This window comes from Herbiconiux sp. (genome assembly GCF_023264895.1).
Lineage (GTDB): Bacteria > Actinomycetota > Actinomycetes > Actinomycetales > Microbacteriaceae > Herbiconiux.
Genome location: NZ_JAHFUY010000099.1, coordinates 1 through 15998, shown reverse-complemented (window position 1 = coordinate 15998; position 15998 = coordinate 1). Strand labels below are relative to the sequence as shown.

11 protein-coding genes and 1 pseudogene are annotated in these 15998 nt (G+C 69.9%); 6 read left to right on the top strand and 6 right to left on the bottom strand.

Annotated features, from left to right (window positions below; genetic code table 11):
* A partial coding sequence (locus Q0D57_RS16310; protein ID WP_291045988.1) for a cell wall-binding repeat-containing protein occupies nt 1–2911 on the top strand: 2911 nt, incomplete at its 5' end.
* 26 nt (nt 2912–2937) lie between these two features.
* Entirely contained in the window at nt 2938–6219 is a 3282-nt protein-coding gene (locus Q0D57_RS16305) for a cell wall-binding repeat-containing protein (protein WP_291045986.1), read from the top strand.
* Between the two features lie 36 nt (nt 6220–6255).
* Here the strand turns inward: Q0D57_RS16305 and Q0D57_RS16300 are convergent, their stop codons facing one another.
* The 4 genes from Q0D57_RS16300 to Q0D57_RS16285 form a co-directional block, all read right to left on the bottom strand.
* The gene (locus Q0D57_RS16300; RefSeq protein WP_291045984.1) at nt 6256–6798 is read right to left on the bottom strand and encodes a hypothetical protein; all 543 of its coding nucleotides are present in this window, start codon (nt 6796–6798) and stop codon (nt 6256–6258) included.
* Nucleotides 6799–6883: 85 nt separating this feature from the next.
* Nucleotides 6884–7609: a cache domain-containing protein gene (locus tag Q0D57_RS16295; RefSeq protein ID WP_291045982.1), complete on the bottom strand. Its 726-nt coding sequence runs from the start codon at nt 7607–7609 to the stop codon at nt 6884–6886.
* On the bottom strand, nt 7606–8394 hold the full coding sequence (locus tag Q0D57_RS16290) for an FCD domain-containing protein (RefSeq protein WP_291045980.1): 789 nt from the start codon (nt 8392–8394) through the stop codon (nt 7606–7608). Before Q0D57_RS16290 ends, Q0D57_RS16295 begins: the two co-directional genes overlap by 4 nt.
* A 64-nt stretch (nt 8395–8458) precedes the next feature.
* Complete coding sequence (locus tag Q0D57_RS16285; RefSeq protein WP_291045979.1) at nt 8459–9970, bottom strand: amino acid permease; 1512 nt, start codon at nt 9968–9970, stop codon at nt 8459–8461.
* A 111-nt stretch (nt 9971–10081) separates the two neighbouring features.
* Here Q0D57_RS16285 and Q0D57_RS16280 point away from each other — a divergent pair, with 111 nt between their 5' ends.
* Genes Q0D57_RS16280 through Q0D57_RS16270 form a run of 3 tightly spaced genes read left to right on the top strand, consistent with a single transcriptional unit; the run spans nt 10082 to nt 12794 of the window.
* Nucleotides 10082–10687 carry a dimethylamine monooxygenase subunit DmmA family protein gene (locus tag Q0D57_RS16280; protein WP_291045978.1) on the top strand — a complete coding sequence of 202 codons (606 nt, stop codon included), beginning with the start codon at nt 10082–10084 and terminating at the stop codon, nt 10685–10687.
* A complete protein-coding gene (locus Q0D57_RS16275) occupies nt 10684–11655 on the top strand; it encodes a PDR/VanB family oxidoreductase (protein WP_291045977.1) in 972 nt (323 codons plus the stop codon). Before Q0D57_RS16280 ends, Q0D57_RS16275 begins: the two co-directional genes overlap by 4 nt.
* 11 nt (nt 11656–11666) lie before the next feature.
* Nucleotides 11667–12794, top strand: a complete 1128-nt coding sequence (locus tag Q0D57_RS16270; RefSeq protein WP_291045976.1) for a DUF3445 domain-containing protein — start codon at nt 11667–11669, stop codon at nt 12792–12794.
* A gap of 75 nt (nt 12795–12869) precedes the next feature.
* Here the strand turns inward: Q0D57_RS16270 and Q0D57_RS16265 are convergent, their stop codons facing one another.
* Entirely contained in the window at nt 12870–13928 is a 1059-nt protein-coding gene (locus Q0D57_RS16265) for a LacI family DNA-binding transcriptional regulator (RefSeq protein ID WP_291045975.1), read from the bottom strand.
* Entirely contained in the window at nt 13921–15507 is a 1587-nt protein-coding gene (locus Q0D57_RS16260; RefSeq protein WP_291045974.1) for a sugar ABC transporter ATP-binding protein, read from the bottom strand. Before Q0D57_RS16260 ends, Q0D57_RS16265 begins: the two co-directional genes overlap by 8 nt.
* 179 nt (nt 15508–15686) lie before the next feature.
* On the opposite strand from Q0D57_RS16260, the pseudogene Q0D57_RS16255 reads away from it, so the two are divergent.
* Nucleotides 15687–15998 (top strand): annotated as a pseudogene (locus Q0D57_RS16255) (sugar ABC transporter substrate-binding protein); the annotation flags it as partial.

Here is a 15998-nt window from a genome sequence, read left to right as displayed (position 1 = left end):
CGTCGACGCCGTGGTCTCCGCCTCCGGATTCCCCGAGGCCACCGTGACCAAGACCTTCACCATCACGGTGCTCCCCGCCGAGGGGACCCAGCAGCTGCTGAGCTACCACCGCACCCCCACGAGCGAGAACGAGGCGAACAACGCCGACGTCGCGTTGAGCATGCACCTGGCCCTCAACGAGAACGCGACCGAGAACCCCGCCGGCGCCTCCGAGTGGACCCCGCTCAACGAGAACTACGGCATCTTCTTCCCGAAGACCTCGGTGACCCCGCCGGCCGACGGCACGTCCGACGCCATCATCCGCAGCCTCGTGAACCCCACGGTCTTCCGCACCGCCGACGGCGGCTACGGTGTGATCGCCACCCGCACCGCCCGCGGCGGCGGCTCCGACGGCACGGCCGTCTCGAGCGTGCTCGTGGCCACCTCGGCCGACCTGCTCGACTACGACGAGATCGGCCTGCTCGACCTCGGCGAGACGAACGGCGTCAACGCCCCGCACGCGGTGTGGGACTCGGCCGCCGAGCACTACCTCATCGCCTGGACCGACGACTCCGGAGTCGCCAAGCACACCACCGTCGCCGACCTCGCCGACGCGAGCACGCGCGGTGCCGTCGTCGCCGGAGAGGTCAGCGCGCTGCCCGCCGTCGAGACCGCCGCCGGCATCGACGACTACGTGCCCGGCCGGTCGATTCCGGTCGACGCCGCCACCGTGACCGCCCTCGAGGAGCGCTTCGGCCGCATCGTCAACACCGGCTACCAGGCGTTCGACGCCGTCGAGGCCGAGGTCGGCGCCGACGCGTCGGCCCTCGACCTGCCGGGCTCGGTGCAGCTCGACTACTCCGACGGCTCCACCGGATCCCTCCCCGTCGCGAGCTGGGACACCACGGGCGTCGACACCGAGACCCCCGGCACCTACACGGTGACGGGCACGGTCAAGCAGACGCAGTACCCGATCCCGTTCGCCGACGAGCGCGCCGACCCGTCGGTCTACAAGTACGACTGGAACGGCACCACGAAGTACCTGATGATCGCCACCAACGACCTCTACGGCTCGAACGTCGAGCAGCAGGGCGCCGCGATGATGCCGATCCGCATCGCCGACTCCATCACCGGCCTCTCCGACGCCGCCGGCGCGACCGAGATCGACCTGCTGAAGCGGGGCGACACGGATGCGCAGGGCAACGTCATGACCGGATGCTTCTGGGCCCCCGAGTACCACGAGATCGACGGCAGGCTCTCGATCCTGTTCATGCCCTGCTACGGCCAGAACCCCGACATGTGGACGGGTCGCGCCTCGATCATGCAGCTGAAGCAGGACGCCTCGGGCGCCGACCTCGACCCGGCCGTGCCGGCGAACTGGACCAAGCCCGAGAAGGTGCTCCGCGCCGACGGCTCCGACCTCAACCAGGTGGCGGGCATCTCGCTCGACATGACGTTCTTCGAAGACGAGAAGGGCCAGGCCTACTACATCTGGCAGCACCTCGGTGCGCTCTTCATCGCGACCGTCGACCCCGAGACGCCGACCCGCCTCACCTCGGAGCCGGTGCGCATCCTCGCCCCCGAGTACGCGTGGGACAACACGATCGCCGAGGGCCCCAACGTCATCAACCACGACGGCGTGCTGCAGCTGCTCTACTCGGGCTCGACCGTGGGCAACACCTACACCACGGGCCTTGCCACGGCGGATGCCTCGGGCGACACCGACCTCCTCACCGAGGAGGCCTGGAAGAAGCTCGACTACCCCATTCAGAAGTCGGGCGTCTACGACGGCGCCTGGCAGCTCGGCACCGGCCACGGCATGTGGTCGGAGGACGAGGACGGCAACCTGATCTACGTCTTCCACGCCCGCACCGACAACAACGGCCTGAGCGGACGCGACATGTTCGTGCGTCGCGTGCACTGGTCGGCCGAGGGGCTGCCCGTGCTCGACATGGAGCGCACCGAGGAGCTCGCCTCGCCGACCGTGACGCTCGACGTCGTGGTGACGGGGACGGAGCCCGAGCCGACCGTGGACGTGGATCGGATCGCGGGCGCGGACCGGTACGAGGTCGCGGTGAACACGTCGAAGGCTGGATTCGCTGATGGATCGTCCACTGTGTATGTCGCGTCGGGTGCCGTGTTCCCGGATGCGCTGTCGGCAGCTCCTGCTGCGACGGTCGCCGGTGCTCCGATCCTGCTGACCACGACCGCTGACCTGCCTGCGGGTGTCGCGGCTGAGATCAAGCGACTCGGGGCGACCAAGATCGTGATCGTCGGTGGCACCGCCACGGTGTCGGCCAAGGTCGAGGCTTCGCTCGCGAAGCTCGGCACGGTGACCCGGATCGGTGGTGCTGATCGGTACGAGGCGTCGCGGAACATCGCGAAGGCCGCGTTCCCTGACGGCGCACCCACCGCGGTCCTGTCGGCGGGTACCAAGTTCGCTGATGCGCTCTCTGCGGGTGCGGCGATCGACGGTGACGGTCCGGTGATCCTGGTCAAGGGCACCGCGTCCTCCTTGGACGCGGCGACGAAGAAGCTGCTTGCGGATCTCGATGTGAAGAGCATCGCGATCGCCGGCGGGCCCGCGTCGGTCTCCACAGGCATCCAGACGGATGCCGCTGCGATCGCCGAGACCGTCCGTCTCGGTGGCGCTGACCGGTACGAGGCGTCGAGGTCGATCAACGATCACTTCTTCGACACCGCCGATCACGTGCTGCTCGCAACGGGGCTGAAGTTCTCCGATGCTCTCGCAGGCTCGGCGTACGGACCGCGGATCGACGCGCCTCTGTTCACGGTGAAGGCCGACTGCATCCCCGCAGCGACCCTCGCTCAGATCGAGGAGCTCGGCGCCACGAAGGTCACCCTGCTGGGTGGCACGGCGAGCCTGAGCGTCGCCGTCGAGGACCTCACGAGCTGCGAGCCCCGCGCATGAGCGCCTTCGCGAGGGTGCGTGTGGCGGTGTCCGCTGCCGCCGCGACGGTGATGGTGGCCGGTCTCGGTGCGGTCGCGATCGCTCCCGCTGCCGCGGCGGCCCCGGCCCCGGCCGACGGCCTCGTGGCCGAGTACCTCTTCTCCCAGAGCTCCGGAGCGACCGTCGAGAACACGGCCACCGGTGAGGGTGCCGTGGGCGACGCGACCGTCGTGAACGCATCCGATGCCCTGTGGACGGGCGACTCGCTCCGCTTCGCGGGTGGTTCGAAGACCTCGGCCACCGCGAACTGGGTCGAGCTGCCGGACGACGTGCTCACGGGTGCGACGTCGGCCACGGTCACGACGGAGGTGAAGATCGACGCCGCCATGAAGTCGCAGTTCAACTTCCTCTGGAACATCGGCAACGACGCCACCCAGCAGTACTGGTTCAGCTCGGTGCGCGACAACCCGCGCACCGCCATCACCACCACGGGCGGTGGCGGCGAGGTCAACGCCCGCGCCGGCGCCGGGCTCGACGCCGACCGCTGGTACAGCCTCACCTCCGTGATCGACGGCACGGCCGGCACGATCTCGTACTGGATCGACGGGGTGCGCGTGGCGCAGGGCGCGACAGCACTCACGCCCGCCTCGATCACCGATCAGTCGCTCAACACGATCGGCCGCTCGCCCTGGCCCGACCCCGTCTTCCAGGGCGAGGTGTCGGCGTTCCGCGTCTACGACCGTGCACTCAGCGCCGACGAGGTGCAGGCCGTGAGCGAGACGGATGCCGTGGCGCACGAGGCGAGCTTCGCCGCGGCCGCGCAGGGCATCCTCGACGGCCTCGAGCCGGTGGTCGTGAGCGACAGCAGCACCACCCTGCCGGATGCCGGCGGCGCCGTGCGCTGGACCTCGTCGCTCGAGGGCGTGACGATCGCCGACGACGGCTTCTCGCTGACCGCCGAGCAGCCCGCGGCGGGGGAGCCGGCCCTCACCGGCACGCTCACCGCGACCGCCGCCGTGCGCGGTGTCGAGGTGTCGGAGGAGATCGGTGTGACCGTGCTCCCGGCCGCCACGGCGACCGACGACTACGGCTACCTGATGGTGCACTTCATCGAGGACTCCGAGGGCTACGCCGAGAAGATCTACCTCGATGTCTCGCGCGGCGACGATCCGGAGCAGTGGGACCCGCTGAACGGCGGCGAGCCCGTCCTGGCGTCGGATCTCGGCACGACCGGTGTGCGCGATCCGTACCTCACCTACAACCCCGAGACCCAGACCTACTACATCATCGCCACCGACCTCCGGGTCTTCGGCGGCGACGCGGGCAGTGGAGCCTGCACCACCTGGTGCCACTGGACTCGCAACGCGAGCACGAAGCTCAACACCTGGGAGTCCAAGGACCTCGTGACGTGGGGCGACCTGCGCCAGATCGACGTGGCCGCCGGCCCCGCCGGCGCTCCGGCTGCTGAGCTCGGCATGGCCTGGGCGCCCGAGGCCACCTGGGTCGACGACTACTACGCCGACGGCCGCGGTGCGTTCGTCGTCTACTGGTCCTCGACCGTGTTCCCGGGGAGCGACCCGCAGCAGCAGGGCCCGAGCTACAGCCGCGTGCTCTACGGCGCGACGCCCGACTTCACCCAGGAGAGCTACGAGTACGGCGGCGTGTTCGTCGACAACGGCGGCGACGCGATCGACACGACGATGATCCAGGACGAGGGCACGACCTACCGCATCACGAAGGACAACGCCTTCGGCGACGGCATCTACATGGAGTCGACCGACGACGTCCGCTGGTGGGAGCAGGGCACGACCTGGAGCACCCTGCAGACGCAGATCGGCGCGGTCTGGTCGGGCGGCAACCCCGGCGGGGTCGAGGGCCCGGCCGTCTTCAAGAGCCACAGCGAGGAGCGCTGGTACCTCTACGTCGACGTCATCCCCTCGACCGGCTACCGGCCGATGGAGACCACCGACCTCTCGGCCGGCTGGAGCCAGCTCACGGGCGGTTCCTTCTACATGGCCCCGAGCACGAAGCACGGCGGCATCGTGTCGCTCACGAAGGCGCAGTACGACACCGTGCGGGCGGCGGATGCGACAGCGGCCGTGCAGAGCGAGCTCGGGCCGGTCTCGGTCGAGGAGGGCAGCTCGGCGGAGGCGCTCGTGGCGGCCCTGCCGGCCACGGCCGAGGTGGAGCTCGCCTACGGGCGCGGCACCTCGGAGCTGCCGGTCGCGTGGGACGTGTCGGCGGCAGACCTCGGGACTCCGGGCGAGTACGCGGTCTCGGGAACGGTGCAGTCGATCGGCGCGAACCTCAACCAGTGGGTGGGGGCCGGAGGATCGACGGCGTACGACGCGCCGGAGAAGCAGCTCTTCAGCTCGACGGCGATCGAGGTGACGGCGACCGTGACGGTGACGGCGGTGGAGCCGGAGCCCGGTGTGGACGTGGATCGGATCGCGGGTGCGGACCGGTACGAGGTCGCGGTGAACACGTCGAAGGCCGGGTTCGCTGACGGGTCTGACACTGTGTATGTGGCGTCGGGTGCGGTGTTCCCGGATGCGCTGTCGGCTGCTCCGGCTGCGACGGTCGCCGGTGCTCCGATCCTGCTGACCACGACCGCTGACCTGCCTGCGGGTGTGGCGGCCGAGATCAAGCGACTCGGGGCTACCAAGATCGTGATCGTCGGTGGCACCGCCACCGTGTCGGCGAACGTCGAAACCGCGCTGAAGAGGCTCGGCACGGTGACCCGGATCGGTGGTGCTGACCGGTACGAGGCGTCGCGGAACATCGCGAAGGCCGCGTTCCCTTCGGGTGCGCCGACTGCGGTCCTGTCGGCCGGCACGAAGTTCGCTGATGCGCTCTCTGCGGGTGCGGCGATCGATGGTGACGGTCCGGTCATTCTGGTCAAGGGCACCGCGTCGACGCTGGATACGGCGACGAAGAAGCTGCTTGCCGATCTAGATGTAAAGAGCATCGCGATCGCGGGTGGCGAGGCCTCGGTCTCGGCAGGCATCCAGACGGACGCGGCAGCGATCGCGACCACGGTGCGACTCGGTGGTGCCGACCGGTACGAGGCGTCGCGGTCGATCAACGATCACTTCTTCACCGAAGCCGATCACGTGCTGCTGGCGACGGGCCTGAAGTTCTCCGATGCTCTCGCGGGCTCGGCGTACGGGCCCCGGATCGACGCGCCCCTCTTCACGGTGAAGGCCGACTGCATCCCCGCAGCGACCCTCGCCCAGATCGAGGAGCTCGGCGCCACGAAGGTCACCCTGCTCGGTGGCCCGGCCTCGCTGTCGGCGGCGGTGGAGGACCTGGTGGCCTGCACTCCGTAAGCGCATCCATGCAGGCCCCCCTCCGCCGCGCGCAGGCTACCGCTTGCCGCGGCGGAGGAGCCCTGCGAGGGGCCGCTGCTGCTCGCCCTGCTGGGAGGCGAGCACGACGAGGGTGCCCGTGAGCAGCGGGATGACCCACTGCAGCACCCGCTGCTTGCGCTGGGCGGCGGCGAGCTTCTTCGAGGCCGTGGCGTCCGGCTCCGTCACACCCTCCGCGCCCTCCTCGGCGTGCTTGGCCATGACACCGCCGAGGAAGCCGGAGTAGAGGCTCGCGACGCCCGCGATGCAGGTGATCACGAGCTTCACCTTCGTGTTCGAGCGGGCCTCGGGCTGAGCGGTGAGGCGCCCCGTGTTGCCGGCGATGAGGCCGAGTCCGCCGATCCCGTGCGAGATGATCGCGGCGAGCTGCACCGGGGCCCACTTCGCCCAGCCGAGCGACGAGAGCCGCAGCCGCTCCGTGGGGTCCGAGGCCTTGGCCGTGGCGCCGTTCAGGCCCACGGCCCCCATCAGCGACCCGCCGAACCAGGCGGCCAGGCCGACGTCGTGCATCCCTCGGACGATCGTGTTGCGTTCAGACATGGTGTTCCCCTTCCGTCGTGTCCCCTCCACCGACAGCACCCGGCCGCATCCCGCGACGGGCTTGACGCGCCGGCAGAGGGTCGCTCTAGAGCGAGGGGCCTGTGATCAGGGCGAGGGGGGCTCCGGAGGAGGCGATGGTGGTCGAGGTGAAGTGGGGCGGGAGCGGCCCCACGAGGTCGCCCACCACGAAGCGGCTCGTGCTGCTGACCAGCACGCTGCCGTGCGAGGTGACGAGCGCCGCAGGGCCCGGGTGCTCGCGGAGCACGGGCAGCAGCTCGCGCTCGAAGTCGTCCATCGTGAGGTCGACCGCCGCGACCCCGATCGGGCGGCCGTGCACGACGCTCTGCACGGTGAGGGTCATGACGTACTTGTCGACCCCGAGGTAGTCGATGTACGGGCCCGTCACCCAGTGGGAGCCGGCGCCGAACGACTTCGTGAACCACTCGAGCTTCTCGTAGTCGTAGAAGCGGTCGGCCGTGGGATCGACGCCGAAGGAGTACCGGTTGACGTCGTGCGAGGAGTCGCGCTCCCACCACTCGATCACACCGCGCCCGCCCTCGGCCGAACGCGTGAAGATCATGCCCGCACCATCGGCCCACGGATGCTCGCGCAGGTAGCGCCGCACCCGCTTCTTCAGCCCGTCGCGGTTGGACCGCGCCACCCGCGAGACGTCGTCGCCCTCGGTCGAGCCGTGCTCGAGCAGGGCGCAGAAGTCGTCGTTCATCGCCGCCAGGTGCGAGAACCGGCTGCCGAACCAGGATTCGACGGCCTCGACGACGGGCAGGGGAGCGGTTCCGGAAGTCGTGCTCATGATGCTCCTGCCGTGGAGGACGTGGAGGACGAGGAAGGGGCCGTCGCGCCGTCGTTCGACAGCTTCGCATCCATGATCTCGAGGATGTCGTGCTCGAGGTGGGCGCGCACGGCCGCCACCGCCCGCTCGCCGTCGCCGGCCTCGAGGGCCTCGATGATGGCGAGGTGCTGGTCGTGCACCACCGAGGCCGCCGCGGTGCCCTCGACCACCGACCAGAGCAGCGGCCCGATCTCGCTCTGCAGGCGGAGCTCGGTGCGGAGGAGCCGCGCCGACTGCGAGAGCACGGCGAGCTCGATGTGGAACCGGCTGTCGGCGCTCGCGATCTCGGAGGGCTCGGTGGGCACGACGACCTGCTCGGCGAGATCCCTGAGCCTGCGCAGCGACTCGCCCCACGCCCGCCGTGCCGCGAGCGCGGCCACCGCCGTGCCGATGGCGACGTACTCGTCACGGAGGTCGCGGAGCTCGACCAGGCTGGTGCCTGCGATCCGGCGCTCGACGTCGTCGGCCACAGGGAAGGGAGCGCTCACCACGAACGTGCCGCCGCTCCGGCCCCGCCGCGTGACCACGAGCTCGCGCTCCCGCAGCACGGCGAGGGCCTTTCGCAGAGTGGCCACGGCCACGCCGAACTGCTGCGCGAGCTCGATCTCGGTGGGCAGGCGCTCGCCCACCGAGAGGAGCCCGATCGAGATCGAGGAGGCGATGCGGTCGGCGATGGCCGTGCTCGTGCCCGCCCCGGATCCCTCGAGCACGGGATGCGGCGACAGGTCGTGGGGCTCCGAGCTCATCACCGTCCTCCGAGGCGGTCGCCCGGCGGAACGGGGGCGGGCGGCCGCATCACGTGCCCATATGCTAGCGCCTCGTCGTGCTGCGGGTGCGGCGCCGGATCTCGTCGGCCACGGCGATCGCGTCGCCCTCCGGCGCATCCGACAGCTTGTCCGGCCGGGCGGCGAAGAGGTAGGCGAGACCGATGAGCGCCACCACTCCGAGGCCGATCAGCACGATCCAGTCGGTGAAGACGTTGCCCGAGTCGCCGGGGGTCGCGAGCAGCACCATGGCGAACACGCCGTAGGCGAGCGCGAGGGCGTTGACCACGAAGCCGAGGCGGCCGAGCGAGAACGGGCCGGCGGGCTTCCAGCCCCGGATCCGCTGGCGGAGCGCACCGAGCACCACGAGCTGGAACGCGACGTAGATGCCGAGCACCGCGAACGAGGTCACGGCCACGAGCAGGTCGGGGTTCAGCCAGACCAGCACCGCGATGAGCGCCGGGATGCTGCAGGCCACGATGAGCGCGTTGTTCGGCACCTTGGTGTTCGGCGAGACCTTCGACAGCCAGCGGCTCGCCGGGAGCATGCCGTCGCGGCCGAAGGAGAACAGCAGCCGGCTCGCCGCCGCCTGCAGGCTGAGCACGCAGGAGAGGAAGGCCGTGACCGCCACGACGAGGAAGATCTTGGCGCCGACACCGCCGAGGGTCGCCTCGAGGATGCCCGGGATGGGGTCGCCGACCTCGCCGGAGACGATCTCCTGCAGGTTGGGCGCCGCGAGCACGTAGCCGCTGAACGAGAACAGCGCCGAGACGCCGCCCACGAGGATCGTCATGATCATGGCGAGGGGGATGCGCCGTGCGGGCTGGGCGACCTCCTCGGCCACGTCGCCGCAGGCCTCGAAGCCGTAGAAGAGGAAGAGGCCGGCGAGGGCGGCACCGAAGAAGGCCGTGCCGTAGCTGCCGTCGCCCTCGACGCCCATCGAGTCGAAGAACACCCCGAACTCCTGCTTGCGCTGGAAGATCAGGAGGTAGAGGCCCACGCCGATCACGCCGACGAGCTCGGCCGCGAGGCCGATGCGGGCCACGCGAGCGAGCCACTTGGTGCCGGAGAAGTTGATCAGCAGGGCGATCACGAGCAGGGCCAGCGTGAGCAGGAGGGTCGTGGTGGGGGTGGGTTCGAAGCCGAGCAGGCTCGCGGCGAAACCGGATCCGTACTCCGACACCGCGGTGATCGTCACGATCATCGCCCAGATGTAGATCCACGCGGCCATCCAGGCGTAGCGGCGACCCCAGAGCCGGCGGGCCCAGGGGTAGATGCCGCCGTGGATGGGGAACTGGGAGACGACCTCGCCGAAGACGAGCGAGACGAGCAGCTGCCCGGCACCGACGATGAAGATCCACCAGATCGAGGGCGGACCGCCGACGCTGAGCGCCAGCGCGAACAGCGAGTAGACGCCCACGAGAGGCGAGAGATAGGTGAATCCGAGGGCGAAGTTCGCCCACAGGCTCATCGATCTGTTGAAGGTGTCGTCGTAGCCGAGGACCTTGAGGTGCTCGGCGTCGTCGAGCTGTGCGGGCCTGTCCTGGTCACTGGTCATGGGCGCGGCTTCTTTCGGACGTCGTTGTGCGAGGCGCGGCGGGTGCCGCTTGACTTAAAACATCTAAGAATGAATTATTAGCACAATCCTGAGCGGAAAGGTGGTGCGACGATGCTGATCACCGGCATCAAGAGCAGACCGGTCTACGACGAGCTGACGCCGATGCCGAGCGGGCTCCGTCACGTCGCGGCCGGCCAGGGCAGCGGAGGCGGCCCGCTGGTGCGGCTCCTCGGCGTGATGACACCCGAGCAGCGAGCCGTCACGACGGTGCTCTACTCGGTCGAGTCGTTCACCGGCCGGAACCATCTGGCCGAGATCGAGGGCTTCCGCACGGCCGGGCTCCAGGTCTTCCCGAGCAACGTCGAGGCCGTCGAGGGCCTCGATGCCCTGCTCGCCGGAACGACGATGGGCACGCGCCTGTACCTCGCCGGATCCGAGGGGTTCATCGGCACCTCGATGCAGGTGGCGACCCGCTACGGCCTCAACCGCGACGAGGTGCTGCGCGAGCACGCCGGATCGTTCGTGCGGCGGGTCTGGTGCGCGCACTGCAGCCACTACACCGAGAACGTGAGCCGGCGGGTGTTCGAGTGCCCGGGCTGCGGCCGCCACCTGGTGGTGCGCGACCACTACTCCGGCCGGCTCGCCGCCTTCCAGGGCGTGAAGGCCGACGGCGAGGTGCCGGGAGAGATGCCCGACGACGAGGAACTGGACACATGAACGACGCACAGCACGGCGCCCTCCGGGTGCGGGTCGACCGCATCGAGCGGGTCACCCCGGAGATCAACCGCTACACCTTCTCGCCCGTCGACGGGGGCTGGCTTCCGCCCTTCTCGGGCGGAAGCCACGTGCGGGTGCTCATCCCCTGGGAGGGGGAGACCCGCCGCAACGCCTACTCGCTGATGAGCTCGCCCTACGACACGAGCCGCTACCAGATCGCCGTGCGCCGGGTCGACGACGGCCGCCGCGGCTCGATCGCCCTGCACACGGATGTGCGTGAGGGCGACGTGCTGAGCGTCACGACGCCCGCGAACCTGTTCCCGGTCTCCAAGCACGCACGCCACCACCTCTTCATCGCCGGCGGGGTGGGGGTGACCCCCATCTACGCCCAGCTCGAGGAGCTGAACGTCAAGGGCGGCTCGTTCGAGCTGCACCTGGCCGTGCGGGGCCCCGAGCACGCCGCGCTCGGTCGTGAGCTCAAGGAGCTCTACGGCGACCGCGTGACGGTCTACGGCGACGCGCCAGGGACCAGGCTGAGCGCGCGCGAGATCCTGCGCGACCGCCCGCTCGGCACCCATGCCTACGTGTGCGGCCCCAGCCGCATGGTCGACGACGTCATCGGGTCGGCGCACGATCTCGGCTGGACCGACTCGCACATCCACTTCGAGCGGTTCGAGGATCTCGGCTCCACGGGCGAACCGTTCTCGGTGACGCTTGCCCGTTCGGGCGCCGTGGTCGACGTCTCGCCCGACCAGTCGCTGCTCGAGGCCGTCGAGGAGGCGGGCCACAAGCTGCCCTACCTCTGCCGAGGCGGTGCCTGCGGGGAGTGCGAGACCGAGGTGCTCGAGCTCGAGGGCACCCTCGACCACCGCGACGACTGGCTCTCCGAAGCCGAACGCGCCGCCTGCAACGTCATCATGCCCTGCGTCTCGCGGGCCACCTGCTCGAAACTCGTGATCAACGCCTGAGGAGGCTCACCATGACCACCGCTCACACGACTGCCGGCACTGCTGCCGGCACTGCTGCCGGCGCTGCTGCCGGATTCACCCCCGACGAGTCCTTCACCCCCGAGGGAGAGTACCGCTTCGAGAACTCGCGCGAGGCCGTGCGCCGCATGCCGTTCCCGTTCCCGGACGACGACTACATGTACTCGATGAACCTCGAGCCGCACGTGCCGGCCGGCGACGGCGCCCTCCGGGCCGCCTTCGACATCGACGAGCACTACGTCTCCGAGTGCCGGCACCGCGCCCAGATGCTCGAGGAGCTCCCCGGGGTGCACTACCCGGCCCTGCCCCACATGCTCGAGGCGCAGTGGGACCTCCTCGAGCTCATCTTCGAGTCGTACGCCCGCGACTTCCCCGAGCACTTCACGCTCACGAAGAACGGCAACGAGTGGCGCTGGGAGAACCGGCTGCTCGGCCTCGACGACACCTTCACGTTCGGCGACCCCTCGACCCTCCCGATGGATCCGATGGAGTACGCGACCCGGCAGGCCCAGGGCGAGTTCGTGGTGCTCGAGGAGAAGGACGGCACCCTCGTGATCGGTGCCGGCATGACCACGCAGCGCGCCGACTACTCGCTGCAGTTCAACCTGGGCATGAGCTTCTTCGAGTTCCACGGACCGGTGCCGAAGCTCCACGAGATGGGCATCCTCGACCGGGCCCTGAAGTTCCTGCTGCGCATGAAGCCCGGCCATCCGGTGCGCCGCGTCAACTGGTCGCTCACCGTGCACCCCCGCCTCGAGACCTCGGTGGAGACCCTGCCCGACTGGGCTCCGGATCGCGCGAAGGTCACCCCCGAGAACGCGGGCGACCTCGTGCACCTGCGCATCGAGCTGCAGCCCCTGCACCGGCTGCCGCGGTCGAACGCCATCGTCTTCCCCGTGCGCACCTACCTCGTGAGCCTCGCTGAGCTCGTCGAGCACGCCCCGGACTGGGCGAAGCGGATGCACCGCGCGCTGGCCTCACTCGACCCCGAGCTGGTGGACTACAAGGGCTTCCACCGCTACCACGGGGCCGCGGTGGCGTGGCTCGCGCAGCACGATGACGGCGCTCCGCTGGACACCGGCTACCCGTGGAACGGCGGCATCCAGCCCGGCGCGGTGTGAGCGGCATGCCTTGACGGGCATAAAAAGCGCCGCCGGTCGATGATCACCGGTCGGCGGGCGGCGCGGTGTGACCGGTCAGTCGGCGGCGGGCGCCTGAGCGAGGGTGGCCTGCCGCCGGCCGGTCTTCGTGCCGGGCGCCGCCTCCGCGGTCGAGGCGCGCACCACGAGCTGGGGCTGCGAAGGCCCCATGGGCTCGGAGGCGTCGCCGTTGATGCGGCCGAGCAGGGTCACGAGCATGTCGCGGCCCACGCGCTCGAAGTCCTGGCGCAGGGTCGTGAGCGGGGGAGCCATGTGCTCGGCCTCGGGGATGTCGTCGAAGCCGACGATGCTGAGATCCTCCGGCACGCGGAGACCGCGCTCGGTGACGGCGTGGATGAGCCCGAGCGCCATCTGGTCGTTGGCGGCGAACACGGCCGTGACCTCGTCGGCGAGGGTCTGCCCGAAGGCGAACCCCGAGGTCGGCGTCCAGTCGCCGGCCCCCACCACCTGGGCCGCGAGCCCTGCGGCGGCGAGCTCGTCGCGCCAGCCGCGCTCGCGCTCGCGCGCGTCGACGGAGTCCTGGGGCCCTGCGAGGTGCGCGATCCGCCGGTGACCGAGCGCGATCAGGTGCGCGGTGGCCGCCCGGCCGCCTGCGTACTGGTCGACGCCGACCGTCATCATGCCCGCGTGCGCCGTGGCCTGCAGGGCGATGAGCGGCACCGTGAGCTCCATGCCCGCCACGATGTCGGTCACGCCCTCACGGCCGCTGATCACCGCGATGCCCTCGACGTTCTGGCGGAGGAACGCCTCGACCGCGGCGCGGGCGGATCCGGGATCGCTGTCGACCATGTTGGCCGTGAAGACCGACCAGCGCGCATCCCGCGCCGCCACGTTGAAGTAGAGCACCGTCGAGGAGGGCCCGAACTCGGTTCCTCCCGTGGCGATGAGGCCGATGGTGCGGGAGCGCTTCGTGACGAGGGCGCGGGCGGCGGGGGAGGGCACGTAGCGGAGCTGCTTGATCGCATCCTCCACCCGGGCCTTCGTGGCCGGGCGCACGTTGGGGAGGTCGTTGAGCACGCGCGAGACAGTCTGGTGCGAGACACCGGCGAGTCTCGCCACGTCGAAGATCGTCGCCTGCCGGGGAGCGTCAGCCATGGGGGGACTCCTCGGGGTCTGCGTCAGGGCCTGAGGGGGCGGCGTCACCCGCTGCTTCGGCGCCGTCGGTCGGCTCGGCGATGGCCGCCAGGAGATCCGACACCGACAGGTCGTGGTTGGGCAGATCGGCCACCTTGTGCCGGTCGCGCAGCACCGCCACCCGGTGGCTGATGCGCAGCACCTCCTCGAGCTCGGCCGAGATGAACACCACCGAGAGCCCGTTCTCGGAGAGATCGGTCACGAGCTTCTGGATCTCGGCCTTGGCGCCGATGTCGATGCCCCGCGTGGGCTCGTCGAGCACGAGCAGCCGCGGTGCGATCGCGAGCCAGCGGGCGAGCAGCACCTTCTGCTGGTTGCCGCCCGAGAGGTTCTTCATGAGCGCCTCGGGGTCGGCCGGCCGGATGTCCATGGCCTGGATGTAGCTCGCCGCGAGCTCCTCCTGGCGCTTCCGCGGGATGCGCCGGAACCAGCCGAGGTCGGCCTGCAGCGCGAGCGCGATGTTGTCGCGGATGCTGAGCTCGCCGATGATGCCCTCGGTACGCCGGTTCTCCGAGGCGTACGCGATCCGGTGCTTGAGGGCCCGCCGCGGCGTGCCGAGGCGCGTGGTGCTGCCCTCGACCGAGAGGGACCCCTTGTCGGAGCGGTCGACACCGGTGAGCAGCCGGGCGAGCTCGGTGCGGCCCGAGCCGAGCAGGCCCGCGATGCCCACGATCTCGCCCTCGTAGACCTTGAGGTCGATCGGCTGGATGGCGCCGTCGCGACCGAGGCCGACGGCCTCGACGTAGGGCTGCTCGTCGTCGAGGCTGTCCTCCACGTCGCTCGCGTCGATGCGGCGGCGGAGCTCCTCGAACGTCGCGAGCTCCTTGCCGATCATCTTGTGCACGAGGTCGATCCGCAGGAGCTCCTCGGGCAGGTACTCGCCCACCAGCCTGCCCTCACGGAGCACGGTGAGGCGATCCGAGATCTCGTAGACCTGGTCGAGGAAGTGCGAGATGAACAGGATCGCGACCCCCTCCGACTTCAGCACCGAGATCACACGGAAGAGCTCGGTGACCTCGTCGTTGTCGAGGCTCGAGGTGGGCTCGTCGAGAATGAGCACGCGGGTCTCCACCGCGATCGCGCGCACGATGGCGACGAGCTGCTGGATGGCGGGCGGATGCTCCGAGAGCATCGAGGCGGGATCGATGTCGACGCCGACCTGGTCGAGCAGCTCGCGCGTGCGCGAGCGCGCGCGCTTCCAGGAGATGCCGCCCCAGGAGCTGCGAGGCTCACGGCCGAGCATCACGTTCTCGGCCACCGTGAGGTTCGGCAGGAGGTTGACCTCCTGATAGACCGTGCTGATGCCGGCCGCCTGCGCGTCGGCCACTCCGGTGAACGCCACCTCGCGCCCGTCGACGCGGATGCTGCCGCCGTCGGTGCGATAGACGCCCGTGAGTGCCTTGATCAAGGTCGACTTCCCGGCTCCGTTCTCACCCATCAGCGAGTGCACCTCGCCGGGGAACAGTCGGAGGTCGACGCCGTCGAGAGCCTTGACGCCGGGGAAGCTCACCGAGACCCCGGACAGCTCTACGATCGGCATCTTCGGCACACCCCATTGTGAGGGTTCACATTGCGTGTTGACAAGAGCCCGATGCGGTGGATATCGTTCAGCACAGCCCGGATGTGAGCGCTCACAAGATCGCACACCCCGACTCATCAAGAACAGCACATTCACACCGCTCCCCGAAGACGGGCAAGCGGATCTCGAGGAGGAGATCAATGTTCAAGACAGCACGCTTCCGCGCCATTGCGGGAATCGCCCTCGCCGGAGCCATGGCTCTCGGCGTCACCGCATGCTCCGGTGGCTCCGACACCGCAGAAGGCGGCAGCGCCGAAGGCGACGTCACCACCATCGGCTTCGTGGCCGTGGGCCCCGAGGGCGGCTGGCGCACCGCGAACGAGAAGAACATCCAGGACTCGTTCTCGAAGGAGAACGGCTTCGACCTCAAGTACGCCCCCGCCACCAACGGCGACCAGAACTCGCAGATCACGGCGTTCACGTCGTTCATCGACGAGGGCGTCGACGCCATC

Coding starts and splice junctions, on each gene's coding strand:
- Q0D57_RS16280 (WP_291045978.1), top strand. CDS start 10,082: ATGCTGATCACCGGCATCAAGAGCAGACCGGTCTACGACGAGCTGACG.
- Q0D57_RS16290 (WP_291045980.1), bottom strand. CDS start 8,394: ATGAGCTCGGAGCCCCACGACCTGTCGCCGCATCCCGTGCTCGAGGGA.
- Q0D57_RS16295 (WP_291045982.1), bottom strand. CDS start 7,609: ATGAGCACGACTTCCGGAACCGCTCCCCTGCCCGTCGTCGAGGCCGTC.
- Q0D57_RS16265 (WP_291045975.1), bottom strand. CDS start 13,928: ATGGCTGACGCTCCCCGGCAGGCGACGATCTTCGACGTGGCGAGACTC.
- Q0D57_RS16275 (WP_291045977.1), top strand. CDS start 10,684: ATGAACGACGCACAGCACGGCGCCCTCCGGGTGCGGGTCGACCGCATC.
- Q0D57_RS16285 (WP_291045979.1), bottom strand. CDS start 9,970: ATGACCAGTGACCAGGACAGGCCCGCACAGCTCGACGACGCCGAGCAC.
- Q0D57_RS16260 (WP_291045974.1), bottom strand. CDS start 15,507: ATGCCGATCGTAGAGCTGTCCGGGGTCTCGGTGAGCTTCCCCGGCGTC.
- Q0D57_RS16300 (WP_291045984.1), bottom strand. CDS start 6,798: ATGTCTGAACGCAACACGATCGTCCGAGGGATGCACGACGTCGGCCTG.
- Q0D57_RS16270 (WP_291045976.1), top strand. CDS start 11,667: ATGACCACCGCTCACACGACTGCCGGCACTGCTGCCGGCACTGCTGCC.